Raw genomic sequence first — 25,300 nt, forward strand, 5'->3', positions numbered from 1 at the left:
CGAGGCGGGCCCACCACCGGCATACGCCGGTGTCAGCGCCTGCTCAGCAGCCGATCTTGCGGAGGGCGTAGTCCTCCGTCACGATCCGCCCGCGGGGCACGCGGATCTCGTCCACGGTCGGTCGGTAGCCGTCCTTGGCGACGATCGCCTGGTACCTGTTGGTGAGCACCCAGTAGGCGTACGAGCCGTCCTCCTCGGTGAGGAGGCTGTAGCCGGCGTGGTCGCCCCGTCGCGGCGTGAGGTCCACGACGGCACCGCCCAGCCCGACCCGTGAGGAGTCGCACTCGACACCCTCCACGCTGCCCTGGAGCTTGCCCCAGTTGCGCGGCGGATTGACATGCATCGTCACGTCGATCGGGTCCAGGTCCTGCGGGGTGCTGGTCCGGATGCCGATGCCCGCGGTGTAGTCACCCGGCTGCGCCACGTTGGCGTCCGTGGTCACCCGCACCCGCACCCGGTCGCCCGGCTCGATGGTGAACTCCATCGGGTCCACCGTCAGCCAGTCGACGTCGGCGCCGGTGGCGCCGCAGTCGTCGTAACCGGGCAGCTGCTCGGCCACGTCGATCGGGGTGAAACCACCGGTGGACCCGCCGACCTTGGCGATGCCGCAGGCGGCACCTCCGCGGTAGACGGCCGCACTGCTGGCCGGCATCTCGACCCAGTCGCCGCTGGCACCGTCGAACGCGAAGCTCGCGTTCGTGACCGCGCCGCCCTGGACACCGCCGTTGACGATCATCTGACCGTTGGCGCCGGCCGACTGCCCGGCCCACACGTCCACCGGGGCGTCCGGCAGCGCGGTCCAGGAGTCGTCACCCGGGTCGTAGGCGTAGCTGTCGGCGATGCCGCCGGCTCCGTCGTTGCCTCCGGCGCAGATCACCTGGCCGTCGACGCCACCGCACGAGGCGAAGGCGACCGCCACGGGGTAGTCGGCCAGCTGGGTCCAGCTGTCCGCTCCCGCGTCGTAGGCCATCACCGCGTCGGTCGCCGGCAGGCAGTCCGCGGTGGTGCACCCACCGACGGAGTACAGCAGCCCGTCCACCACGGCGGTCCCGGCAGCCGAGACCGCGACCGGGGCGTCGGCCCCGCCGGTCCAGGCGTCCGCGCCCGCGTCGTAGACGTGGGTGGCGGTGGACACGCCACCGTCGACCCAGCCGCCGCTGGACACGATCTGCCCGTTGACGGATCCTGCCGTGACCGCCGAGGCGGCCTCGGGCAGAGGCGCGACCGCGGTCCAGGCCATGCCCTCGGCGTCGTACCGGTTCACGTCCGCGAAGGCGGCCGTGCCGGTCGTCCCGCCGAGGGTGTACCAGGTGCCGTCGAGGTTGACGACGCGGTTGTCCATGGCCACGCGCGGGTAGTTGCCCAGCGGCGTCCAGGGATCGGCGGCGACCCGCAGCGGGTCGGCCGCACCGGCCTTGCCCATGCCGGAGGCTGCGGCGCCGAGCGAGGTCTCCACGTCCAGCGAGACCACCTCACCACCCTCGCCCTCGGCGGCGGGACCCATCGTGTCCCGGCTGCCGTCGACGCGGAGGATCTCCACCCCGCCGGCCTGCTCGGTCAGCGTGACCTCGGCCGAGCCGGACCCGGTGTTGGTGAACGTCACCCGGTGGCGACGCTCCGAGCCCAGCGGCTGATAGACCTCGATCTCGTCGGTGTCCACCTCGATGAAGCCGGACCCCAGGCTGAAGTCGGCCCGGACGGCGGCGGAGACCTCCACCGTGACGTCCTGCGTGACCGAGGAGTAGCCGCGGGCGCTGGCCTCGAACGGGTGGGTCCCCGGGGTGCCCGAGAACAACCAGTAGAAGCCGTCGTCGAGGTTCTCGTCCGCCGGCGTCGCCGTGGTGAGCGCGGTCTCCTCCGGCACGTCGAGGTTGGTCACCGTGGCGCCCACGACGCCGGTGCCGTCCTCCTCGGCGGAGACGTTGCCGACCACGTAGCCGCCCTCGCCCGTGGGCGAGCAGAGGCGGTTGCCGAGGAAGACGTCGTCCACCTCCCACCACCAGTCGTACTCCGCCTGGGACATGTGGAAGGCGACCCGGACGTCGCTCTCGCCCGCCGCGTCGGGCAGCGGGATGACCTGCGCGTCCGGCCCACGCACCGAGGCGTCCTGGGACAGCACCGTGGTCCACGTCTCTCCACCGTCGAGGCTGACCTCGACGTCGGCGAGGTCGTCACCGAGGGCACGCCAGTCCTGGCGGAAGCCGACCACCGGCTCGGACAGGTCCGACATGTCGACGCTGGGGCTGATCAGCAGGCTGTCCTGCGATCCGCCCGAGCCGTAGAAGTCGGAGTCGAGGACGGCGAAGTTGCCCTCGCCGCCGGTGAGGTTGTCCCGACCGCCCGGGTTGTCGAAGGCCCAGACCTCGCCGGTGCCGGCGTTGTCCACGACCTCCCAGCCCTCGGGCGCGGTGGTCCCGTCGAAGCTCTCGGTGACACCGTCGACGACGAAGTCGTACCCCGGCGCGATGCAGGTGGCCGAGTCGACCGGGACCGAGACGTCGAGGGAGTCACCGGAGGTGGCCTCGACGGTCGGCGCCGTGTAGCCCGGGTACTGGACCTGCACCGTGAGGTCGAAGGTCTCCCCCTCGGGAAGGTCCAGCGAGAACTCACCCGTCTCCGGGTCGGTGAAGGTCGCCGCCGGCGTGCCCTCGGCGCTGACGCGGGCATACAGCGGGAAGCCGTATCCCGAGCCGTCCGTGACCGTGCCGGTGACCGCACCGCTCGCGACCGGGTCCAGCGCGGCGTCCACCGTGGTGGTCTCGCCCGCCGTGACCGTGGCGCTCGCCGTGGCGGTGGCGTAGCCGAACTTGCTCATCGTGAGGTCGTAGTCACCCGCCGAGAGCTGGGCCTCGTAGGTGCCCTCCTCGTCGGTGAGCGTGCTGCGCTCGATCGGGCCGACGATGTCCACCGAGGTGTCCGGCAGCGGGTCCCCGCTGGCGGCGTCGGTGACGGTGCCCTCCAGGGTGCCCGCGTCGCCGATCGGCGCCGAGTTCACCAGCTCGAGGGCGTCCAGCCGTCCCTCGCCGAAGACGTTGTTGTCCTCGGCCGTGCCACCGCACTGCAGGTCCTCGGTGTTGACGGCCGTGCCGTCGAGCAGCCCTCGGGTGCCGTCCACGTCGCCCACCAGGGCGGGCGCCCCGGACCAGGCGAGCGCCACCGCGCCCGCCACGTGCGGCGAGGCCATCGAGGTGCCCGAGTAGACGGCATACCCGTTGCCGGGGACCGAAGACCGGACCGCGCTGCCGGGTGCGGAGATGTTCGGCTTGATCTCGCCGTCCTGACCCGCACCGCGTCCGGAGGACCCGGAGATGGTGTGACCGCTGTTGTAGTTGCCCACGGAGTAGGCCACGATGCGGCTGCCGGGCGAACCGGCGCTCTCGCAGGCCGGGCCGCTGTTGCCGTTGGCGAAGACGCCGAACTGGCCGCTCGCCGCCCAGGCCTCGATGACGTCCTCCATGAAGGGGGCCGTCGAGGGGCCCTGCGTGCCCCAGCTGTTGTTGATGACGTGGGGGCGCTTCGAGACGTCCGGGTTCTCACCCTCGAGGTCGCGCGGCTCGAGCATCCACTGGCCCGAGGCGATGAGCGCGGCGTCGGTGGGGCAGCAGCCGTTGGCCGCGATCCACTTCGCCCCGGGCGCCACCCCCACCTGGTTGTCCCCGCCGTCGTCGCCGACCATCGTCCCGGTCACGTGCGTGCCGTGCCCGTCGTTGTCGGCGGGCGCGTCGGGCGAGGTGCCCGCGGCGTCGAACCAGTTGTAGTTGTGGTCGAACGTGCCGTCACCGTTGTTGCCGCGGTAGGCGTTGACCAGGGCGGGGTGGTCGAACTGGGCGCCGGTGTCGATCGAGGCGACGACGACCCCCTCGCCCCGGATGCCGAGGCCCTCCCACACCGCCGGGGCGTTGATGTCGTCGACCCCCCACTCGACGGCCGCCGGGGCCATCTGCTGGTCCTCCTCCTTGAGGTCCGGCACCTCGATCGTCAGGGTCGGGTAGATCCCCTCCACCCCGCCGGCCGAGGCCATCGAGGTCACGAGGTCCAGGTCCGCGCCGCCGACCCGGATGGAGTTGGTGGCCCAGAACGCCTGGTAGTCCACGTCCTGCGTGTCCAGCTGTTCCTTGAGGTCGGCCTGGCTGGCGTCGGCCGATGCCTGCAGAGCATCGACGACGGCCTGACCGCGCTTGTCCCAGTCCTGGATCGTGGAGAACTGACTCAGGTCGGGACGCGCGGCGAAGCGCACCCAGACATCGGCCCGCCCCCCGCTCGCCACCTGCTCGTCGACCTGGGCGTCGATCTTGTCGTCCAGGCTCGGCTCGAGCCCCCCTGGTGCCGCCACGGCCGGCACCGTGGCCGCCAGCCCTGAGGCAACGAGGGCGCCGGCGGCAAGACCTGCGCACCAGCGTCGTCGGTGATTCGAATGCATCAACTGTCCTCTCGGTTGAGGTGTATGTCGGGTGACCTACGTCACCCTGACTGGTCGAACCTAGGGAGCGGCTGTGCGCAGAACAACGACAGGACGTGGGCAACACGTGCACAAAGTGGGTAGTTGGCGGGTCCCCGGATCCGGCCGGACAGCACTGGATCGACGCCCCTGCCGGACGCCGATCTCCCTCCCGGTCACAGGCTCCTGAGGGCACCTCCGCGCAGCGGCGCCAGGGGCGCGAGCCGGAAGCCGACGCCGCGCACGGCGGCGAGGTGGACCGGGGCGGAGACGGCCTCGAGCTTGACCCGCAGCCGCCGCACGACGGCGTGGAGGTGGGAGCAGTCGCCGGTGTACGTCGTCCCCCACACCGTGCTGGTGAGGTCGGCGAAGCTGAGCACGCGGCCGGGGTCGGCAAGCAGGGCCTCGAGCAGGCCGTACTCCAGGGGGGTGAGCTGCTCGCTCTCCGGGGCGTGCACCACGCTGCGGCTGTCGGCGTCCAGCCGGAGGCCGCCGGGCTGCGAGAGTCGTTCCGGGACGTCGCCGGCGAGCGCCTCGCGGGCCTCGGCCACCGAGCCCACGACGAGGACGGTGCCGGGCCAGCCCGCCCCGGCCAGGCTGGCGAGGTGACCGGCGGTCGCCTCGGAGAGCACGACCACCATGACGGTTTCGGTCTCGGTGTGCCCCTCAGGCACCGGCGCAGCGGGCACCCGCGAAGGTATGCCGTCCGTCACCGTCACCCGTCACCTCTCTACCCTCTGTGCGCCTCCCCCGGCGCCACTCGTGCGATTCACGCTAGGAGGGGGTGAGGTGCATCACAAGGCCCTTGACCAACTCCATACCCAGGTTTTGCCCGGCCTTTGGGATGCGCGCCCCGATCACCGGCGGAGGCGACCGGTCAGTCTCCCCTAACTTGAGTGGTTCAAGTTGTGGTGGTCGGATCAGTGCATGAGCACGACCGACCTCGCCCCATCCCTGCGTGGTGCCGGGCTGCGGGTGACCCGCCCCCGGCTGGCGGTCCTCGGCCTGCTGCAGGAGAACCCGCACGCGGACGCCGCCCAGGTGGTCTCGCTCGCGCGCCGGCGCGCCGAGGGGATCTCCGTCCAGGGGGTCTACGACGTGCTGTCCGTCCTGTGCGGGGCGGGCCTGGTGCGCCGCATCCAGCCGGCCCACGCCGTCGCCCGCTACGAGCTCGACCTCGGGGACAACCACCACCACGTCGTCTGCCGCTCCTGCGACGTCCTCGTCGACGTCCCCTGCGCCGTCGGCTCGGCCCCCTGCCTCGACCCCGCCCCCGCCCTCTCGGTCGGCTTCGACGTCGACGAGGCCGAGGTCATCTACTGGGGCCTGTGCCCGGACTGCGACCCGACCCCTCAGCTGCCCGCATGTCCACCACCACCAAGGAGAAGGTATGACCTACCCCGGATACATCAACGCCGAGCACTCCGGCGAGGGCCCCGAGCCCACCGGAGGCACCACCACCAACGGCGCGCCGCACGACTCCGACCGCAACAGCCTCTCGGTCGGGCCGAACGGCCCGCTCATGCTGCACGACGTCAGCCTCGTCGAGGCGCTGGCGCACTTCGACCGCGAGAAGGTCCCGGAGCGGCTGCCCCATGCCAAGGGCTCCGGCGCCTTCGGCACCTTCGAGACGACCGAAGACGTCACGGCATACACCAAGGCCGGGATCTTCCAGCCCGGCGCCAGCAGCGAGGTCATCAGCCGCTTCTCCACCGTGGCCGGCGAGCAGGGCTCCCCGGACACCTGGCGCGACGTGCGTGGCTTCTCGGTCCGCTTCTACACCGACGAGGGCAACCTGGACATCGTCGGCAACAACACCCCGATCTTCTTCGTCCGCGACCCGCTGAAGTTCCCGAACTTCATCCGCTCCCAGCGCCGCACGCCGGACAGCGGGCTGCGCGACCCCAACATGCAGTGGGACTTCTGGACCGCCAACCCCGAGTCCTCGCACCAGGTGAGCTACCTCATGGGCGACCGCGGGCTGCCCAGGACGTGGCGCGAGATGAACGGCTACTCCTCGCATACCTACATGTGGGTCAACGAGCAGGGTGATCGCTTCTGGGTGAAGTACCACTGGCACAGCGACCAGGGCGTCCACAACATCAGCAACGAGGAGGCGGACCGCCTCGCCGGTTCGGACGCCGACTACCACCGGCGTGACCTCTTCGAGGCGATCGACCGTGGGGACCACCCGAGCTGGACCCTGTTCGTGCAGGTCATGCCGTACGACGAGGCCAAGACCTACCGCTACAACCCGTTCGACCTCACCAAGGTGTGGCCGCACGCGGACTACCCGCTCGTCAAGGTGGGCCGGATGACGCTGAACCGCAACCCGGAGAACTGGTTCGCCCAGATCGAGCAGGTGGCGTTCTCGCCGTCCAACCAGGTGGTCGGCACCGGCGTCTCCCCCGACAAGATGCTGCTGGCCCGGGTGTTCTCCTACCCGGACGCCCAGCGTCACCGCATCGGTGCCAACTTCACCCACCTGCCGGTCAACCAGCCCAAGGTGCAGGTCAACGCCTACCAGTTCGACGGGCCGATGGCCTACCTGCACTCGGGGAGCCAGCCCACCTACGTCACCAACTCCTACGGTCGCCCCTGGTCGGACCGGACCGGCCCGGTGGAGAACGGCTGGGAGGCGGACGGCGAGCTGGTCCGCCAGGCCTACGACCTGCGTGAGGACGACAGCGACACCGGGCAGGCCGCCCTCCTGGTGGGCGAGGTCTACGACGACGCCCAGCGTGAGCGCCTCGCCCAGACGGTCGGCGGCATGATGGGCGCCTGCGACCCGATGATCCGCGAGCGGGTCTACGAGTACTGGCGGAACATTCACCAGGGCGTGGGTGAGCGGATCGAGCAGATCGCCGCCGAGGCCGAGGTCCGGGAGAGCGACGGCGGCACGCCGCAGGTCGAGTCCCTGGGCGAGTCCCGGTCGGACCTGGTCGGCAGCCACCGCTGACCCGGCGGCGCGCCGACGCCGCAGATCGACCGGAGCGCCCACCGCCGCACCGCGGCCGGTGGGGCGCTCCCGTGTGCCGGGATCCCTCCACGTGGTGCGTCGGTCGTCGCAGGCTCAGGCGGTGGCGAGCCGGAAGGTGACGGCGTCGATGCGCGCGCGGGTCTCGGCGTCCACCGCGAGACCCTCCCCGACCCGGGTGACGAGTGCCTGCACCTGCGGCCCGGAGAGGCCGGGGCGCAGACCGAGCTCGACCACGAGCTCCCCGCCGGACCCGGCGAGCCGGTGCGCCACGACGTCCTCCTCCTGCTGGACCGTGGCCGCCACGGCAGCGGCCACCTGTTCGTCCCGGTGCGCGGGCACCCAGTCGCGGGCCATCGCGAGGGCCCACACCATCGACCCGCTCAGCGTGTAGGCCGGTGGACCGGGTGCGGGGGCCAGGTCGAGGGGGATCACGGTGCAGCCCTCCTGGACGGCGGCCAGCGCCGCGCGCTGGGCGGTGACCGGGACGGGGCGGGCCTGGGGGTCCCACGCCCCGAGCGCCGCGGTGCTCGTGAAGGCCGGCAGCGCCCGCTGCCCGTCCGGCGCGACGAGGGTCACCGAGGCCATGTCGCTGCTCGCGTCGGCGGGGATGCCCGAGGAGGTGTCGACCTCGCCGGCGACCGCGACGACCGGGACGATCAGCCGCGCCCGGGCCACCGCGGCGACGACCTCCTCGGCAGCCGGCTCGGGGTCGTCCCCGCCGAGCAGCCGGGAGAGGCGCTCGTCGGCGGCCCCGGTGTCACCGTCGAAGCCGGTGCCGGTGAGGGTGCGTCCGGACCACGGGGTCCCGGCGGTGTCGGCGCCGTCCTGCGGCCGGTGGTCGGCGAAGCGGTGGCTCACGAGCAGACCTCCAGGGCGTCGGTCAGGGTGAAGGCGCCCTCGTGCAGCGCGGCGCCCAGCACGAGCTCGTCGACCGCGGGCGACTCGCGCAGCCGGACGACGTCCTCGAGGTCGGCCACACCACCGGAGGCGGTCACCGGCGACCCGACCAGCGCGGCGACGGAGGCGAAGAGGTCGAGGTCGGCGCCGGTGCGTCGGCCGTCCCGGGAGGCGTCGGCGACGAGCACGCGCACCCCGCCGTCCCGCAGCACCGGGTGGTCGGCGAGGAGGTGCTCCGGCGGCCCGAGGACCAGCGGGGTGCCGCGGGCGACCACCTGCCCGTCCCGGACGTCGACCGCGACGACCAGCCGCTCCCCCAGTGCCGCTGCGGCGGACTCGACGAGGGCGGGGTCGGCCAGCGCCGAGCTGGCGAGGACGACGCGCCGGGCCCGGGTGCCGGCCGCCCACCTGACGTCGGCCTCGGTGGCGATGCCTCCGGACAGCTGCACCGGCACGGGTAGGCAATCGAGCAGCTCGGTCATGAGGTCCGGGTCCCCCCCGCGGCCGAAGGCCCGGTCGAGGTCGACGAGGTGCAGCATCGTCGCGCCCTGGTCCACCATCGCCGCGGCGACGGCCGCGGGGGCGTCCGCATGGCCGGCACGCACCTGGGTGGCCCGGCCACCGGCGACGTCCACGGCCGGGAGCAGGCTCAGCGTCCCCGTCACGACAGGACGCCCAGCTCCTGCCGGAGCCGCACCGAGTCGCGCACGGCGTCCTCGAACCACTCGACCTGCCGGCGGTCGGGGACGACCCGGACCGCGCCGGGCAGGTCGTCGGCGCGGGCGGGCTCCTCGACGAGCCGGGTGCCAGGGAGCCCGAGCGTGGCCATGACCGCCTGGAGCATGCGGGCGGGGCGCACCCTCGTCTCGTGCAGCAGCTCCACCAGCTCGTCCCGGGTGCCCGGGTCCGCACCGGCCAGCCGCACCAGCTCGGCCGGACCGGCCAGGTCGAGACCCGGCGGGCGCAGCAGCCCCTGCTCCGGCTCCCAGACGACCCACCGCACGCGTCGGCGCCGACCCCCGCCGTGGACGGTGACCAGGGCGCGACCGTCGACCTCGAAGAAGCCCAGCCCGGGTGCCGCCCTGGCGGGCAGCGCGCGGCAGGCACTGACGAGGCCACCGTCCTCGTAGGGCGGTCCGGCCTGCGAGCCGCCTCGGGTCACCACCGCCGTCCACCCCTCCAGCGGCACGACGGTGACGGGCACGACGCTCGCCCCCACCCAGGTGTCGACCTCGGCGCGCGGCCCGGCCGACAGCAGCAGCCCGGCCGATCGCGCGGCGTCGCTGGCGGTCGTGGGCGGAGGGGTCACGCAGTCATCCTACGGATCGGTGGGGCCGCTCCCGCCCTCGCCACGGCGGGTGCCCCGCGACCGGCCGAACGGGTCCTGGCGCGGGGTCGGGAAGTGCCCCGCCGACCGCGGCGGGGAGGACACCCGTGGGCGACCGAAGCCGTCGGTGCGGCGGTCGCGCGGTGGGCCGCGTCGGGCGCCCCCGCCGAAACGGGGCCGCGTGGGCGCGTCCCCGGACTCCGCCTCCTCGTGCCGCGGCGGTCGGTTGCCGTAGAGCAGCCGTTCCACCACCTCGCGGGAGTGTCGGGCGATCCGGCGCCAGTCCTGGGCCAGGGCGGCACCCTGACCCGGCTCCCGGCGCATGACCCGGGACATCCCCTCGGCGTCGCGCAGGTCGCTGGGCACGCTGTCCACGGCGCGCCCCCGCCAGACGATGCCGGCGTCGCGCAGTTGAGAGGCGGTGGCCCAGGCCACCAGCAGCAGGTGCAGGTCGCGCTCGGTCAGCAGCCCGGCCGCGCCCGCGGCCCGCAGGGCGTCGATGGTGCTGGTCGTGCGCAGACCGGCGTGCTCGTGCGCGTGCTGGAGCTGCAGCAGCTGGGCCACCCACTCCACGTCCGACAGCCCGCCCAGCCCCAGCTTGAGGTGGGTCCGTGGGTCGGCACCCCGGGGCAACCGCTCGGCCTCCATCCGGGCCTTGAGCTTGCGGATCTCGCGGACCGCGGCGTCCCCGATCCCCCCTTCGGGCCAGCGCAGCGGTCGCACCATCTCGGTGAAGGCCTCACCCAGTCCGCGGTCCCCCGCCACCGGTCGGGCACGCAGCAGCGCCTGCGACTCCCAGCCGGCCGACCATCGCTCGTAGTAGGTGCGGTATCCCTCGAGGCTGCGGACCAGCGGCCCGCCCTTGCCCTCGGGACGCAGGTCGGCATCCAGCTCGAGCACCGGGTCCGGTCCCGGGCCGGACAACCCCCGGCGCAGCTCGGCGATGACGTCACCGGCCTGCTGGGCCGCCAGCTCGGGGTCGTCGCCGACGACGTCGTAGACGTACATCACGTCGGCGTCGCTGGCATACCCCACCTCGCGACCGCCGAGCCGGCCCATACCGACGAGCAGCATGACCATCGCGGCCTCCTCCTCGCGCCGTGCCAGCACCCGGCGCGTGGCGACGCCGAGCGCCCCCTCGAGGTAGGCGTCGGTGAGGTCGCTCAGCGCCTGGCGCACCTGCGGCCCCTCCCAGCCGGCAGCGAGGTCGCCGAGGACGATCCGGACCAGCTCGCGCGCCCGCACCTTCCGCACCGAGGCGAAGGCCTCCTCGGCGCTGGCCTGCCGCTGCGCCGCGGCGCTCATCCGGGCCACGAGGGCGTCCTTGTCCGGCGCCACCAGCTCGGTCTCGTCACCGAGGAGGGAGACCGTCTCGGGGCTGCGGATGAGCAGGTCGACGGCATACCGGCTGGAGGAGAGGACGCGCGCCAGACGCTGCGCGGCGCTGCCCTCGTCGCGCAGCATCCCGAGGTACCAGTGCGTCGTGCCGAGGGCGTCGCTGATGCGGCGGAAGGCGAGCAGTCCGGCGTCCGGGTCGGCGCCGTCGGCGAACCAGGAGAGCATGACCGGCAGGAGGTGCCGCTGGATGGTGGCCCTGCGGCTGACGCCCTCGGTGAGCGCCTCCAGGTGCCGCATCGCGCCGGCCGGGTCGCGGAACCCGAGCGCGGCCAGACGCTCCCGGGCGGCCTCGGTCGAGAGCCGCGCCTCATCGCTGGAGAGCCGGGCGACGGCCGAGAGCAGGGGCCGGTAGAACAGCCGCTCGTGCAGGCGGCGCACCTCCCGCCGCACCGCCTTCCACCGCTGCGTGACGGCACGGTCCGCCTCGCCCCGCTCCCCCAGCAGCCGTCCGAGGCGACGCAGCTCGGCCTCACCGGTCGGCATGAGGTGGGTGCGCTTCATCCGGTGCAGCTGCACCCGGTGCTCCAGGCAGCGCAGCAGCCGGTATGCCTCGTCCAGGCTGCGCGCGTCCACGCGGCCGACGTAGCCCCCGTCGCGCAGCGCCGCGAGCGCCTCCAGCGTGGTGCGCGAGCGCAGGCTCGGGTCCGCCCGGCCGTGCACGAGCTGGAGCAGCTGGACGCTGAACTCGATGTCGCGCAGCCCACCGGGGCCGAGCTTGATCTGCCGCTCCACCTCGTCGCGCTTGACGTGCTGCTCCACCCGGCGGCGCATCGACTGCACCTCGTCGACGAAGTTGTCCCGGCCCGCGGCGTCCCAGACCATCGGCTCGACGATGTCCAGCCACCGCTGGCCCAGCTCGCCGTCCCCCGCCACCACCCTCGCCTTGAGCAGTGCCTGGAACTCCCAGGTCTTGGCCCAGCGCTGGTAGTACTCCCGGTGCGAGTCCAGCGACCGGACCAGCGGCCCGTGCTTGCCCTCCGGCCGCAGCGCCGCGTCGACCTGCCACAGCGAGCCCTCGGCGGTGGACTCGCCGCAGATGCGCATCACCGCGCTGGCCAGGCGACCCCCGACCTCCAGCGCCTCGCGCTCCGGCGCGTCACCCCGCGGCGCCGCGAGGACGATGACGTCGACGTCGGAGAGGTAGTTGAGCTCGCGGCCGCCGGTCTTGCCCATCCCGATGATGCAGACGTCGCAGGTCTGCTCCCCGTCCACCTCCTCCCGGGCGAGCAGCAGCGCAGCCTCCAGGGCCGCCGAGGCCAGGTCGGCCAGCGCCCCACCCACGGCGGGCAGCAGCGCGACCGGGTCCGCCGAGACGAGGTCGGCGGTCGCGACGCGGAGCAGCTGGCGCCGGTAGGCCACCCGCAGCGCGTCGGCTCCCTCCCGGCCGGCGCGCCCACGGACGGCCGCCACGATCTGCCCGGCCTCGGGCAGCTCGCCCTCGGCCACGTCGCGCACGTGCTCGGGGTGCCGCAGCAGCGACTCCCCGAGGGCCTGGGAGCCACCGAGCAGGGTCAGCAGCCGCTGCCGCGGCTCCCCGCCGGCGCGGACGACCGGCAGGGTCGTCTCGTCGGTGCGGCTGCCGTCGGCCCCGGTCGAGCGGGGGTCCAGCAGCCGGACGAGCAGGAGCAGCGCGACGTCCGGCTCGGCGGTCGCGCCGAGATCGGCGACCAGCGAGGCCACGTCGACGTCCTCGACGTCGTCGGACCCGCCGTCGCGCAGCCGCCCCAGCACCTCCTCCAGCAGCCTGCCGGCCCGGCGCAGGTCCTGGAACCCGCCCCGCGCGAGCGCGGTGGCGCCCACCGCGCCCGGCTCCGCGGGGGCAGCCGCGTCTGTGCGGGGGCGAGGATCGCGCTCGGCGGAGGACACGGCATACCCCTCGCTCACAGGTGGAGCAGGTAGCGGTCCAGCTCGAACTGCGTGACCTGGGAGCGGTAGTCGCCCCACTCCTGCCACTTGTTGCGCAGGTAGAAGTCGAAGACCTGCTCGCCGAGGACGTCGGCGACCAGCTCGGACTCCTCCATCACCGCCACCGCCTCGCCGAGGCTCTGCGGGAGCGGGTCGATGCCCATGGCCCGCCGCTCGGCGTCGGTGAGCACCCACACGTCGTCCTCGGCCTCGGGCGGCAGGTCGTAGGCCTCCTGGATGCCGCGCAGCCCCGAGGCCAGGACGAGGGCGTAGGTGAGGTAGGGGTTGCAGGCCGCGTCGATGGAGCGCACCTCGACCCGGCGGGAGTGGCCCTTGCCGATGGAGTACATCGGCACCCGCGCCAGCGCGGAGCGGTTGTTGTGCCCCCAGCACACGTGGGCCGGGGCCTCCCCGCCGCCCCAGAGCCGCTTGTAGGAGTTGACCCACTGGTTGGTGACCGCGCAGATCTCCCGGCTGTGCGCGAGGACACCAGCCATGAACCGGCGGCCGGTCTGGGACAGCTCGTAGCTGGCTCCCGGCTCGTAGAAGGCGTTGCTGTCGCCCTCGAACAGCGAGACGTGGGTATGCATGCCCGAGCCTGGCTGCTGCGCCAGGGGCTTGGGCATGAAGGTGGCGAAGGCCTGCTCGTGCAGCGCCACCTCCCGGACCACGGTGCGGAAGGTCATGATGTTGTCCGCCATCGACAGCGCGTCGGCGTAGCGCAGGTCGATCTCCTGCTGCCCCGGGCCGCCCTCGTGGTGGCTGAACTCGACCGAGATGCCCATCTGCTCCAGCATCTCGATCGCGGCGCGCCGGAAGTCGTGGCCGTCGCCGCGGGCGACGTGGTCGAAGTAGCCGGCCTGGTCCACCGGCGCCGGCCCGAGGGTGCGGTCGTAGGGCTCCTTGAACAGGTAGAACTCGATCTCGGGATGGGTGTAGAAGGTGAACCCCTGCTGCCCGGCGCGGTCCAGGGTGCGGCGCAGGATGTTGCGCGAGTCGGTCGCCGCGGGGGTGCCGTCGGGCATGTTGATGTCGCAGAACATCCGGGCGGTGCGGTCCCGCCACGGCAGCACCTGGAAGGTGTCCGCGTCCGGCTGGACGATCATGTCCGCCTCGTAGACCCGGGTGAAGCCCTCGATGACGCTGCCGTCGATCCCGATGCCCTCGGTGAACGCCTGCTCGAGCTCGGCCGGGGCCACGGCGACCGACTTCAGGGTGCCCATGAGGTCGGTGAACCACAGCCGGACGAACCGGATGTCCCTCTCCTCGATGGTGCGGAGGACATACTCCTGCTGGCGGTTCATGGCCTCATCCTGCCGCATCGTCGAGGTCGGCCGCCGCCCGGGCGTAGTCCTCCCCCAGCCGCCCCAGATCGGCCCGGTGCTCGACGAACCGGCAGCCCGAGCCGGCGGGCTTGAGGGCGATGCCCTCCTCCCGCCAGTGCGGCAGGGCCCGGGCCAGGAGCTCGGCCGGGAGGTCCCCGGCGACGTTGGTCACCCGCCACCAGGTGACGTTGCCGCCCCAGTGCCGCATGACCGACCCGACCTGGCGCGGGCCGATGCCGACGAGCGCGGCGAGGTCGCCGTAGCAGACCACGCGCCCGCGCGGCACCTGCTCCACCGCGCGCAGGACCCGCTCGACCAGCACCTCGTCCACCCCGGGCAGGCTACGCCCCGCTCGGCTGCCGGGTGTCGGGACGTCGGCATACCCTGGGCGGCATGAGCGATCTCACCGTCGGGTATGCCGCGATGCTGGAGCAGTTCCACCCCTCCGAGGCCGTGGCGCTCACCGCGGCGGCGGAGGAGCACGGCTTCTCCGGGTGCATGGCGGCGGACCACTTCGCCCCGTGGGTGCCGAGCCAGGGGCAGTCCGCCTTCGTGTGGAACGTCCTCACCGCGGTGGGCGAGCGCACGACCGGGGACCTGGGGCCGGGGGTCGTCTGCCCGAGCTTCCGCTGGCACCCGGCGGTGGTGGCGCAGGCGGCCGCGACGCTGGAGGCGATGTACCCCGGGCGCAGCTGGCTCGGGGTGGGCGCCGGCGAGGCGCTCAACGAGCACGTCCTGGGTGGCTACTGGCCCGAGGCCGGTGAGCGGTCCCGCAGGATGTTCGAGGCGGTCGAGCTGATCCGCCAGCTCTTCGACGCCTCGCTGGCCGACAAGGACACGAAGTTCGCCGGGGAGTTCTTCCGGATGGAGACCACCCGGCTGTGGACGATGCCGGAGGCGCGCCGCCGATCCTCGTGGCGACCGCGGGGCCGGTCAACGCGAAGAAGACCGGGCGGCACGCGGACGGCATCATCACCGTCGGCGCGCCGCGGGAGAAGATCGAGATGCTCCTGGGGCGCTTCGCCGACGGGGCACGGGAGGCCGGCAAGGACCCGGAGTCGATGCCCAAGGTGCTGCAGCTTCACCTCTCGTGGGCGGAGACCGACGACCAGGCGCTGGACAACGCGATGACGCAGTGGCCCAACGGCGGGATGAAGTTCGGCAAGGCCGACATCCGCTCCCCGCACGACTTCGCCGCGATGGCCCAGCTGGTGCGCCCCGAGGACTTCGAGGGACGGATGGTCATCTCCAGCGACCCGGACGTGCACCGCGCGCACATCCAGGGCCTGCTCGACCTCGGCTTCGACCGGGTCTACCTGCACAACGTCGGGCGCAACCAGCAGCAGTGGCTGGAGGTCTTCGGCGCCGAGGTGCTGCCGAAGCTGCACCGCTGAGGGCGGGCACGCCCGGGGCGCCTCAGCTCTGGTCGTTCAGCGGGTTGCTGTCCCAGTCGTCGTCCTCGCGGTCCTCCTCGTCCCACTTCTCGGTCTTCGCCGCCGCGATCTCGTAGGCCCGGGAGGCCTCCTGCTCGCTGTCGTAGGGACCCATGAGGTCGCCGCTGCGGGGGAGGTCCGGGTCGTCGCCGCGTTGCACCTGACCGGACTTGGTGTTGAACCAGTACTCCATCTGCTGACCTCCGAAGGCGATGCCGACTGCGTGCCGCCGGGGCTCCGGCGGCACCTAGACTCGACCCTATGCCCACCCTCACCCCGATCGCCCCCGGACAGGTCAGCCCGCGCCGCCCGGTGCCGGGCTCGATCGTCCGCCCGGAGTATGTCGACCGCCCCGCCCCCGCCCCCTTCCGCGGGTCCGAGGTCAAGGACGCCGAGACCATCGAGGCGATGCGCGTGGCCGGGCGGCTCGCGGCGCAGGCGCTCCAGGCCTGCGGCGAGCTGGTCCGGCCCGGGGTCACCACCGACGAGATCGACCGGGTCGGTCACGAGTTCCTGCTGGACCACGGCGCCTACCCCTCCACGCTGGGCTACCGGGGGTTCCCCAAGTCGCTGTGCACCTCGGTCAACGAGGTCATCTGCCACGGCATCCCGGACGACCGGGAGCTGCGCGAGGGCGACATCTGCAACATCGACATCACGGCATACCTCGGCGGGGTCCACGGCGACAACAACGCGACCTTCCTCTGCGGGGAGGTCGCCGAGGAGACGCGGTTGCTCGTCGAGCGGACCGAGGAGGCGCTCGCCCGGGCCATCAGGGCGGCGCGGCCGGGGCGCGAGATCAACGTCATCGGTCGCGTCATCGAGAGTTACGCCGGCCGCTTCGGGTATGGCGTGGTGCGGCACTACACCGGGCACGGGGTGGGCGAGGCGTTCCACTCCGGGTTGGTCATCCCGCACTACGACGCGGCGCCGGACTACGCGACGATCATCGAACCCGGGATGACCTTCACGATCGAGCCGATGCTCAACCTCGGCACCCCGGACTGGACCGAGTGGGCGGACGGGTGGACGGTGCTCACCGCGGACGGCCGACCTTCCGCGCAGTTCGAGCACACGCTGCTCATCACCGACGACGGCGCGAAGATCCTCACGCTGCCCTGAGCGGGTCCCGGTGTCGCGTGGGCTGACGTTGCGGCATACTCCCGGAAGGTCTGTGACGAGGGAGGACACCATGGCAAAGAAGCACGGTCTGGGCATCGACATCGGTGGCAGCGGCATCAAAGGGGCACCGGTCGACCTCAAGGAGGGCGAGTTCGCGACCGAACGGCAACGCATCCCGACGCCGGAGGAGTCGACGCCCGAGGCGGTGGCCGAGGTCGTCGCCGAGATCGTCGAGCACTTCGAGGACGAGATCGGCAAGAAGCAGCCGGTGGGCATCACGGTCCCGGCCGTCGTGCACCACGGCACGGTGCGGACCGCGGCCAACATCGACCAGTCCTGGATCGGCACCGATGCCGACGCGCTCTTCACCGAGCGGGTCGGGCGGCAGGTGCACGTCGTCAACGACGCGGACGCCGCGGGCGTCGCGGAGATGCACTACGGCGCGGGGCGGGGCAACGACGGCGTCGTCCTGCTGACCACGCTCGGCACCGGGATCGGCACCGCGCTGTTCATGAACGGCGAGCTGCTGCCCAACACCGAGCTCGGCCACCTGGAGCTGGACGGGCACGACGCCGAGACCCGCGCCGCCAGCTCGGCCCGGGAGAACGAGGACCTGTCCTGGGAGGACTGGGCCGACCGGCTGCAGCGCTACTACTCCCACGTGGAGGACCTGCTCTGGCCCGACCTCATCATCGTCGGCGGCGGCATCTCCAAGAAGGCGGACAAGTACCTCCCGCTGCTGCACACGCGCGCGCCCATCGTGCCGGCCCAGCTGAAGAACGACGCCGGCATCATCGGCGCCGCCTGGCAGGCGCAGCACCTGGCTGAGGGCCGCGGGGTCGGTCCGGTCCAGCGCCTCCGTGCGTCCCCCCTCGTCTGGACGCCGGTGCGACAGCGTGGACCCACGCACCCCGAGCTCCAGGCCTTCCTCACCACGCACCACCACGTCGTCACCACCCGGGAGGCGGCGGCCCTCGGCTTCAACCGCGAGGTGCTGCGGCGCCTGGTGCAGCGCAAGGTCCTGACCCGCGTGGCGCGGGGGGCCTACGTCCAGACCTCGGTCCTCCTCGGTCATCGGCACCTCGCGGACCGCACGTCCTGCGCGCCCGCGCCCTGCTCCGCTGGCACCGGGACGGGGGGCGGCGAGCCACACGAGGCCACGCTGCTGTGGGACCTGCCGCTCCTCGACGACGGTCCTCGCCGACCTCGGTCTCGTGGTCGTCCCGCAGTACCGCATCGTGGACGACGGGCGGGTCGTCCGCGCGCCTCGACGTCACTCGTGAGCCTGCTCGGGGAGGCTCTCAGCTGACGAGCGGGCTCGGAGACGACATACCGGCGCACAGTTGGGCGCCCGCCCCCTCACCAGGAGGTATGCCGGGGGCGCCCCTCGTCGTAGCCCGCGGCACCCTGGATGCCGACCACCGCGGTGGTGTGGAACTCCCCGATCGTTCGCGCCCCGGCGTAGGTGAAGGCCGAACGGACCCCGGAGACGATCTGGTCGATGAGGTCCTCGACGCCCGGCCGGGCCGGGTCGACGAACATCCGCCCGGAGGAGATGCCCTCCTCGAAGAGCGCCGCGCGGGCGCGGTCGAAGGCCGACATCTCCCGGGTGCGGTGGCGGACCGCCCGGGCCGAGGCCATACCGAAGGACTCCTTGTAGTGCCGCCCGTCGGTATCCCGGATGAGGTCGCCCGGCGACTCCAGCGTGCCGGCGAACCACGAGCCGACCATGACCGAGGCGGCGCCGGCGGCCAGCGCGAGGGCCACGTCGCGGGGGTACTTCACGCCACCGTCCGCCCACACCTGCGCACCGAGCTCCCGCGCGGCGTCCGCGCACTCGAGGACGGCGGAGAACTGCGGGCGTCCCACGCCCGTCATCATCCGGGTGGTGCACATCGCCCCGGGGCCCACGCCCACCTTGACGATGTCGGCACCGGCCGCGACGAGGTCCTCGGTGCCGGCGCGGGAGACGACGTTGCCGGCGGCGACGGCCACCCGGACCCCGGTGCGCTCCTCGTGCGCGTCACGGGCCGCGACCACGAGCGGCAGCGCGTCGATCATCTTGTCCTGGTGCCCGTGGGCGGTGTCGACGACGAGGACGTCGGCACCGGCGGCCAGCAGGTCGGCGGCCTTCGCCCGCACGTCCCCGTTGATCCCCACGGCGGCGCCCACGCGCAGGTGTCCCTCGCCGTCCAGCGCAGGGGTGTAGATCCCCGAGCGGACGATGCCGGTCCGGGTGAGGACGCCGAGCAGCCGGCCGTCGACGACGACCGGCGCCATCCCCGCCCGGGTCTGCTCGAGCTGGTCGAAGGCGGTCCGAGGGTCGACCCCGTCCTCGAGGACCACCCGCGGTGGCTCCATGACGTCCCGGACCGAGGCGAAGCGGTCCACCCCCTCGGTGTCGTCCTCGGTGACGATGCCGACCGGGGCACCGTCCTCGACGACGACCGCGGCGCGGTGGGCCCGCTTAAACATCACCGAGAGCATCTGCGCCACCGGCGCGGCGGGGTCGACGGTGATCGGGGTCTCGTAGAGCGGGTGGCTGGCCTTGACCTGCTCGATCGTCGCCCGCACCTGCGGCAGCGGGATGTCCTGCGGGAGGACGGCGATGCCACCGCGACGGGCGACGGTCTCGGCCATCCGGCGCCCGGCGACGGCCGTCATGTTGGCCACGACGAGCGGCAGCGTGGTCCCGGTGCCGTCGGCGGTGGTCAGGTCGACGTCGAGACGCGAGGTCACCGACGAGCGGGACGGCACCATGAAGACGTCGTTGTAGGTCAGGTCGTGCACCGGCTCGGTGCCGTTGAGGAACTCCACGGGCCCCAAGGGTAGGCCCTGGGTGCCTACAGTGAGGTATGCAGATCACGCACCTCGGACATGCCTGCCTGCTCGTCGAGGTCGCCGGGGAGCGCATCCTCGTCGACCCGGGCGCCTTCTCCGACCTCGACGGGCTGCGCGACCTCACCGCGGTGGTCGTCACCCACCAGCACGCCGACCACCTCGACCCCGAGCGGGCTGACGACCTGCTCGGCGCCAACCCCGGCGCCCGGGTGCTCATGGAGGCCGAGACCGCTGGGAAGGTCGTCGAGGCGGGGTATGCCGACCGGGTCGAGGTCCTCGGCGCGGGCCGGTCGGTCCAGCTCGCCGGGTCCGGGGTGATGCTCACCGGCGTGGGCGAGCGGCACGCCGACAACCACCCCTACGTGCCGCGCGTCGGCAACACCGGCGTCGTCATCCGCGCCGAGGGCGAGCCGGTGCTCTACCACCCGGGCGACGCCCTCGACGGAGAGCCGGGTCAGGTGGACCTGCTGTGCGTGCCGGTCAGCGCGCCCTGGGGCAAGGTCGCCGAGAGCATCGCCTTCGTGCGACGCCTCGCGCCGGCGCGAGGGATCGTCCCGATCCACGACGGGCTGCTCAACGATCGGGGCCGCGCGATGTACCTGAAGCACCTCGGTGACTTCGGCGCCGACGGTGGGGTCGATGTGCTGGACCTGCGTGGGGCCGGGGCGACGCGCTTCTGAGCAGGCCGTGCGGCCCGTCGGCGCACAGCTTGCGGCCAACGACACAGAGCGTGCGGCCGGCCGACGCACAGTGCGCGGCCGGTCGCGGGCGGTCAGCCGATGCCGGCGGCGCCGAAGGCCAGGCCGAGCAGGTAGGTGGCGACGGCGGCGGCATACCCGATGAGCAGCTGGCGCACCCCCCGGGCCAGGGGCGAGGCCCCGGAGAGGACGCCGACCACGGCGCCGGTGACGAGCAGCGCCAGCCCGACCAGGAGCATCGCGATCCCTGCAGCGACCAGCCCGGACGCGCCGAGCAGGTAGGGCAGCACCGGGATCAGGGCGCCGGAGGCGAAGAAGCCGAAGCTGGCCAGCGCCGCGCCCCAGGGGTTGAGGACGGCGTCCTGGTCCTCGGCGTCCGTCGCCGCCGCCGGCACGGCGTCCTCCGGCGCGTGCCCGGCCCGGGCGACCTGCCCCAGCACGTCGGCGGCCCGGGCGCGGGCGTGGTCCCGGTCCATGCCCCGGGCGCGGTAGACCAGCTCGAGCTCATTGGTCTGCAGGTCCAGCTCCCCCAGCGCCCGGTGGGTCCCGGTGGCGGGCTGCGAAGCGGAGAGCAGCTCCCGCGCCGAGCGGACCGAGATGTACTCCCCCGCCCCCATCGACAGCGCCCCCGCCAGGAGCCCGGCCATGCCGGCCGCCAGGACGACCGCCCCTGACACGCCCGTGCCGGCCATGCCCATGATGAGCGCCAGGTTGGAGACCAGACCGTCGTTGGCACCGAAGACGGCGGCACGGAAGTTGCCGGACAGCTGCAGCCGACCTCGGGCGGCGAGGCCGCGCAGCACCTCCTCGTGGACCTGCTCGTCCGCGGCCATCGAGGTCGCCGCGTCCTGCTCCTGGGCATACTGGTTGTCCGACTTCGACCGCTGCAGCAGCGCGAGCACGAAGACCATGCCGAAGCGTCGGGCCAGCCAGGCCTGCACCCGGTGGCTGAGGTTGGCCCGCGGCGGGGGCTCCGCGTGGTCCCCCAGCAGCTCGATCCAGTGCCCGGCGTGCCGCTCCTCGGCCCGCGCGAGCGACAGCAGGATGTCGCGCTCCTCCCCCTGCCGGCGCGCGGCGACGTCGCGGAAGACCTGGATGTTGGCGCGTTCGTCGGCGAGGTGGCGGCGCCAGCGACGCAGGTCGGCGGGCGCGGGCTGGCGGGTCGTCACGCGCACTGAGTCTACGTCTGGTCGACGGGGCGTCCGGCCCTCCCGGCACCGGTATGATCCTCGCCGTGGATGAGTCGGCCAGGCGGCCGCGGCGGGCACCCTCGTGGTGACCCGTCGAGGAACGTCCGGGCTCCACAGGGCAAGGTGGTGGCTAACGGCCACCCGGGGCGACCCGCGGGACAGTGCCACAGAAAGCAGACCGCCCGCCCTCGTGGCGGGTCAGGGTGAAAGGGTGGTGTAAGAGACCACCAGCACGCCAGGTGACTGGCGTGGCTCGGTAAACCCCACCTGGAGCAAGGCCAGACAGTGCGCGTCCGAGGGCTGCCCGCCCGAGCGCACGGGTAGGCCGCTGGAGGCGTGCGGTGACGCACGTCCGAGATGGATGGTCGCCACCCTCGCAGTGCCGGCGACGGCGCGAGGGGACAGAACCCGGCGTACCGGCCGACTCATCCACCCCGCAGCAGCGCATCCAGGGCGCGGGCGACGCCGTCCTCGTCGTTGCTCGCGACCACCTCGTCGCAGACGGCGAGCACGTCGGTATGCGCGTTCGCCACGGCGTGCGCGCGTCCGGCCCACTCCAGCATCGGGATGTCGTTGGGCATGTCGCCGAACGCCCAGACCTCGGTGGCGTCGACCGGCCGGCGCTGCTCGGCGCACCAGGTCGAGATGGCCAGGGCCTTGGTGACGCCGCTGGCGGTGACCTCGGCCATCCGCACCGCGCCGGAGTGGGCCACCTCCGCCCGGTCGCCGACGACCTGCGCCACCCGCGCGCTCAGCTCCTCGGTCTCCCAGCCGTCGTGCCGGACGAGGATCTTGCCGGCCGGCTCGGCCGCCAGCTCACCCAGGCTCCCCCGCAGCCACTCGCCGTCGATCCGTCCGCTGGCCCGCTCGAAGTCGGGCTCCCGCGCGAAGCCGCGCAGCGACTCGGTCGCGAGCTGCGCACCCGGCACACCCTCCTTGATGTCCTGGAGCAGCCGGCCGGTGAGGTCGGCACCGATCAGCCGGTGGCCGACCACCTCGCGGCGGGCGACGTCATAGGTGAAGGCGCCGTTGCCGCATAGGGCCAGGCCGGTGACGCCCAGGTCACCCAGCTCGTGCATCCACCGGGGCGGACGGGCCGTCACGAGCACGACCAGCACTCCTGCCTCGGAGCACCGGTCGAGGACGTCACGGGTATAGGGCGAGACGGTGCCGTCGGAGCGCAGCAGCGTGCCGTCGCAGTCGGTCGCGACGACCCGGGGGGCCTGCGGCACGCGGCTCACCCGTCGTCCCGGCCCACGATCCGCAGGTCCACCTCGCCGGCCAGGATGTCGGCCCGCTCGACCCGGACCGTCACCGCGCTGCCGAGCCGGGCGCTGCCGGTGGCGACATCGCTGACCGGCGGGTCGAGCAGCTGCACCCGGACGCGGCCGCCGTCGACCCCGTCGACGACGACCGCCTCGAAGTCCTCGCCGACGCGGTCGCTCAGCACGGCCGCCTCGACAGCGGTCACGCACGCCCGGTCGACGGCCTTGGCGCGGCGACCGGTCTCCTCCATGACGTCGGGCAGGTCGGGCAACGACGCGCGCGCCCAGGTCGGGACGTCGCGGCCCCCGCTCAGGGCCGCGCACACCGCGAGCCCGAAGCGGTCCACGAGCCGGCGCAGCGGCGCGGTCACGTGGGCGTAGGGGGAGGCGATGGCCGACTGCACCTGCTCGTCCTCCGGTGGCAGCTCGCCGTCGAAGGCGGTGTAGCCCGCGCCACGGAAGAGGAAGGTCGCGGCGTTGACGATGGCGAGGTGACGGGTGTCGCGCTTGTCCAGCGTGCGGAGGAACTCGCCGTACGGCATACCCTCCGGCCAGCGGGCGCCGAGCGCCTCGACCTCCCGGCGGAAGCGGGCGACCGCGCCGTCGGTCGGCTCAGGCATGGTGCGCAGGATGCCCACGCCGCCGTCGAGCATGATGCGGGCGGCGACCATGCCGGTGAGCAGCGAGATCTGGGCGTTCCAGTCCTCGGCGGGCAGCAGCGGGCGCAGCGTGAGGTCGTACTCGCACTGCTCGCCCACCCCGACCACCTGCTCGGGCATCGGAAGGCTGGCTCCGCCCCGGTCGATCTCGCGGGCGATCCGCAGCTCACCGACCTCCTTGAGCAGCAGCAGCGTCTCCTCCGCCTCGCCGCCGTCGACCAGCCCCTGCACCTCGTCGTAGGTGTAGCGCCGGCGCGAGCGCACCATCGCGCGGTAGAGCTCGGCGCTGCTGCGCTCCCCCTGCGCCGTGAGCCGCATGTCCCACAGGTATGCCGGTCGCACGGCGTCCGGGAGCAGGCTCGCCGCCTCCTCGCTCAGGGCCGGCGGGTGCAGCGGCACCCGCGTGTCCGGGCAGTAGATCGTCTGCCCGCGCAGCCGCGTCTCCGCGTCCAGCGCACCGCCCTCGGCGAGGAACGCGGGGACGTCGGCGATGGCATACCGCACCCGGTAGCCCTCTCCGTCCCGGGTGATGTGCATCGCCTGGTCCAGGTCCATGGAGCCCGGCGGGTCGATGGTGATGAGCTCCAGGGCGGTCTCGTCACGCTCCGGGAGCTCGGGCGCGGCGACGCCCTGCTCGACCTCGGCCAGCGCTGCGTCCGGGAAGGTCTGCCGCACCTCGAGGTCGGTGCGGATCTGCTCGAAGGCCTGCGTGAGCAGCCGCCCCGTGTCCGACGCGGACGGGTCGCAGGCGAGGGTGGTTGCGCGTTCGACCATGGCCGACACCCTACGTGTCGCCACCGACACCTGACCTACCCTGGCGCGGTGCTGATCCTGCTCCCCCCGTCCGAGACCAAGGCGACCCGGACGCGGGGCGCGCCGTTGCGCTGGGAGCGGCTCAGCGCCGCTGGGCTCACCAGGGCACGGCAGCAGGTGGCGGACGCGCTGCGCGACGTGAGCGCGGCTGCGGACGCCCCCGCGCGCCTGGGCGTGAGCCCCAACCTCACCGACGAGATCGGGCGCAACACCCGGTTGCACGACGCCCCCACGCTGCCGGCCCGCGACCTCTACACCGGGGTGCTCTACGACGCGCTCGACCTCGGCTCGCTCGACGCCGCCTCCTCGCGTCGCGCCGGCTCCCGGCTCCGGGTCGTCTCCGCGCTCTACGGCTCGGTCCGCATGACCGACCGGCTCGCGCCCTACCGCCTGTCGATGGCCGTCAACCTCCCGGGCACCGGCCCGCTCGCGTCGTTCTGGCGCCCGCTGCTGGACCCGGTGCTGTCGGCCGAGGCGGGGCGCGGGCTCGTCGTGGACTGCCGCTCCAGCACGTATGCCGCCGCCTGGGCACCCTCCGGGCGCCTGGCCGAGCGCTGGGTCCAGGTGCGCGTGCCGGGCGCCACGCACATGGCCAAGCACACCCGCGGCCTCGTGGCGCGGGCGCTGTGCCAGAACTCGGCCGACCCGCGACGGCCGGCCGCGCTCCTCGACCTGCTGATGCCGGCCTTCGAGGTCGCGCTGCACGAACCGTCGCGCACCGGCGCGCCGTGGACGCTCGACGTCCAGCCCGCCTGAGCAGCCGCGGCCCGCCCGCACCACCCGGCCGCAGCAGCGCGGCGATCTCACGCCGGTGCACCGCGCCCCGCGCCGCGACAGCCCGAGGGTGTCGGTGCCGATGTGGCACTGCAGGTGCACGAGGTCGAGCCCGTCCAGACGGGGTATGCCGTCGGCCCCCGCCCGCCGGTCGGTGTCGGGCAGGTGGGGCGCCAGGATCTGCAGGTCCCGACGCACGACGCTGCTCACCCGCTCCGGGTCGGCCACCAGGCCC

Annotated in this window: 18 protein-coding genes, 1 other RNA gene and 3 pseudogenes; 9 read left to right on the forward strand and 13 right to left on the reverse strand. The window is 73.3% G+C overall.

Features of this window, described 5'->3' with window-relative positions:
* Nucleotides 1–43 precede the first annotated feature (43 nt).
* Both BJF86_RS09650 and BJF86_RS09655 read right to left on the reverse strand, forming a co-directional pair.
* Nucleotides 44–4,333: a S8 family serine peptidase gene (locus BJF86_RS09650; RefSeq protein WP_237768161.1), complete on the reverse strand. Its 4,290-nt coding sequence runs from the start codon at nt 4,331–4,333 to the stop codon at nt 44–46.
* 281 nt (nt 4,334–4,614) lie between these two features.
* Nucleotides 4,615–5,157, reverse strand: a complete 543-nt coding sequence (locus tag BJF86_RS09655; protein ID WP_143553792.1) for a winged helix-turn-helix domain-containing protein — start codon at nt 5,155–5,157, stop codon at nt 4,615–4,617.
* A gap of 208 nt (nt 5,158–5,365) precedes the next feature.
* Between BJF86_RS09655 and BJF86_RS09660 the strand changes: the two are divergent.
* Together BJF86_RS09660 and BJF86_RS09665 are read left to right on the forward strand one after the other, a co-directional pair.
* Nucleotides 5,366–5,656: pseudogene (locus tag BJF86_RS09660) on the forward strand (Fur family transcriptional regulator); the annotation flags it as partial.
* A gap of 172 nt (nt 5,657–5,828) precedes the next feature.
* A complete protein-coding gene (locus tag BJF86_RS09665) occupies nt 5,829–7,397 on the forward strand; it encodes a catalase (protein ID WP_083652915.1) in 1,569 nt (522 codons plus the stop codon).
* A gap of 114 nt (nt 7,398–7,511) precedes the next feature.
* Here the strand turns inward: BJF86_RS09665 and BJF86_RS09670 are convergent, their stop codons facing one another.
* From BJF86_RS09670 to BJF86_RS09695, 6 genes are all read right to left on the reverse strand, one after another.
* Entirely contained in the window at nt 7,512–8,276 is a 765-nt protein-coding gene (locus tag BJF86_RS09670) for an SseB family protein (RefSeq protein WP_075818573.1), read from the reverse strand.
* Nucleotides 8,273–8,980, reverse strand: coding sequence for a HisA/HisF-related TIM barrel protein (locus BJF86_RS09675; protein ID WP_075818575.1), 708 nt, complete (start codon nt 8,978–8,980; stop codon nt 8,273–8,275). The genes BJF86_RS09670 and BJF86_RS09675 overlap by 4 nt, the downstream gene beginning before the upstream one ends.
* A complete protein-coding gene (locus BJF86_RS17960; RefSeq protein ID WP_075818577.1) occupies nt 8,977–9,624 on the reverse strand; it encodes a hypothetical protein in 648 nt (215 codons plus the stop codon). The genes BJF86_RS09675 and BJF86_RS17960 overlap by 4 nt, the downstream gene beginning before the upstream one ends.
* A 9-nt stretch (nt 9,625–9,633) precedes the next feature.
* The gene (locus BJF86_RS09685; protein WP_143553806.1) at nt 9,634–12,840 is read right to left on the reverse strand and encodes a bifunctional [glutamine synthetase] adenylyltransferase/[glutamine synthetase]-adenylyl-L-tyrosine phosphorylase; all 3,207 of its coding nucleotides are present in this window, start codon (nt 12,838–12,840) and stop codon (nt 9,634–9,636) included.
* 80 nt (nt 12,841–12,920) lie between these two features.
* Nucleotides 12,921–14,249, reverse strand: coding sequence for a glutamine synthetase family protein (locus BJF86_RS09690; protein WP_075815333.1), 1,329 nt, complete (start codon nt 14,247–14,249; stop codon nt 12,921–12,923).
* Between the two features lie 4 nt (nt 14,250–14,253).
* Nucleotides 14,254–14,601, reverse strand: coding sequence for an MGMT family protein (locus BJF86_RS09695; RefSeq protein ID WP_075815331.1), 348 nt, complete (start codon nt 14,599–14,601; stop codon nt 14,254–14,256).
* A 62-nt stretch (nt 14,602–14,663) separates the two neighbouring features.
* On the opposite strand from BJF86_RS09695, the pseudogene BJF86_RS09700 reads away from it, so the two are divergent.
* Nucleotides 14,664–15,664 (forward strand): annotated as a pseudogene (locus BJF86_RS09700) (TIGR03557 family F420-dependent LLM class oxidoreductase).
* Between the two features lie 22 nt (nt 15,665–15,686).
* Here the strand turns inward: BJF86_RS09700 and BJF86_RS09705 are convergent.
* Entirely contained in the window at nt 15,687–15,950 is a 264-nt protein-coding gene (locus BJF86_RS09705; protein ID WP_237767675.1) for a hypothetical protein, read from the reverse strand.
* Between the two features lie 14 nt (nt 15,951–15,964).
* Here BJF86_RS09705 and map point away from each other — a divergent pair, with 14 nt between their 5' ends.
* The 3 genes and pseudogenes from map (at nt 15,965) to BJF86_RS18915 (ending at nt 18,134) form a co-directional block, all read left to right on the forward strand.
* The gene (gene map / locus BJF86_RS09710) at nt 15,965–16,825 is read left to right on the forward strand and encodes a type I methionyl aminopeptidase (RefSeq protein ID WP_075818579.1); all 861 of its coding nucleotides are present in this window, start codon (nt 15,965–15,967) and stop codon (nt 16,823–16,825) included.
* A 70-nt stretch (nt 16,826–16,895) separates the two neighbouring features.
* Nucleotides 16,896–17,648: pseudogene (gene ppgK, locus BJF86_RS18910) on the forward strand (polyphosphate--glucose phosphotransferase); the annotation flags it as partial.
* 63 nt (nt 17,649–17,711) lie between these two features.
* Nucleotides 17,712–18,134 (forward strand): type IV toxin-antitoxin system AbiEi family antitoxin domain-containing protein, encoded by a 423-nt coding sequence (locus BJF86_RS18915; RefSeq protein WP_237768179.1) that lies wholly within the window; start codon nt 17,712–17,714, stop codon nt 18,132–18,134.
* Between the two features lie 50 nt (nt 18,135–18,184).
* On the opposite strand, the gene BJF86_RS09725 is transcribed toward BJF86_RS18915, so the two are convergent.
* Entirely contained in the window at nt 18,185–19,642 is a 1,458-nt protein-coding gene (locus BJF86_RS09725) for a GuaB1 family IMP dehydrogenase-related protein (protein WP_075818581.1), read from the reverse strand.
* Nucleotides 19,643–19,680: 38 nt separating this feature from the next.
* Here BJF86_RS09725 and BJF86_RS09730 point away from each other — a divergent pair, with 38 nt between their 5' ends.
* Entirely contained in the window at nt 19,681–20,346 is a 666-nt protein-coding gene (locus tag BJF86_RS09730; protein WP_075818583.1) for an MBL fold metallo-hydrolase, read from the forward strand.
* Nucleotides 20,347–20,438: 92 nt separating this feature from the next.
* On the opposite strand, the gene BJF86_RS09735 is transcribed toward BJF86_RS09730, so the two are convergent.
* Entirely contained in the window at nt 20,439–21,533 is a 1,095-nt protein-coding gene (locus tag BJF86_RS09735) for a VIT1/CCC1 transporter family protein (protein ID WP_083652965.1), read from the reverse strand.
* A gap of 70 nt (nt 21,534–21,603) precedes the next feature.
* Here BJF86_RS09735 and rnpB point away from each other — a divergent pair.
* An RNA gene (gene rnpB, locus BJF86_RS09740) (RNase P RNA component class A) lies at nt 21,604–21,986 on the forward strand.
* Here the strand turns inward: rnpB and BJF86_RS09745 are convergent.
* Both BJF86_RS09745 and BJF86_RS09750 read right to left on the reverse strand, forming a co-directional pair.
* On the reverse strand, nt 21,980–22,786 hold the full coding sequence (locus BJF86_RS09745; RefSeq protein ID WP_075818890.1) for an HAD family hydrolase: 807 nt from the start codon (nt 22,784–22,786) through the stop codon (nt 21,980–21,982). The two genes, rnpB and BJF86_RS09745, sit on opposite strands and share 7 nt — an antisense overlap.
* A 5-nt stretch (nt 22,787–22,791) precedes the next feature.
* Nucleotides 22,792–24,252, reverse strand: coding sequence for an RNB domain-containing ribonuclease (locus BJF86_RS09750; protein ID WP_075818588.1), 1,461 nt, complete (start codon nt 24,250–24,252; stop codon nt 22,792–22,794).
* 48 nt (nt 24,253–24,300) lie between these two features.
* Here BJF86_RS09750 and BJF86_RS09755 point away from each other — a divergent pair, with 48 nt between their 5' ends.
* Entirely contained in the window at nt 24,301–25,047 is a 747-nt protein-coding gene (locus BJF86_RS09755; protein WP_075818590.1) for a YaaA family protein, read from the forward strand.
* The last annotated feature ends 253 nt before the right edge of the window (nt 25,048–25,300 follow it).

Origin of the sequence: Serinicoccus sp. CNJ-927 (assembly GCF_001942435.1) — a bacterium.
Classification (GTDB): Bacteria; Actinomycetota; Actinomycetes; order Actinomycetales; family Dermatophilaceae; genus Ornithinicoccus; species Ornithinicoccus marinus.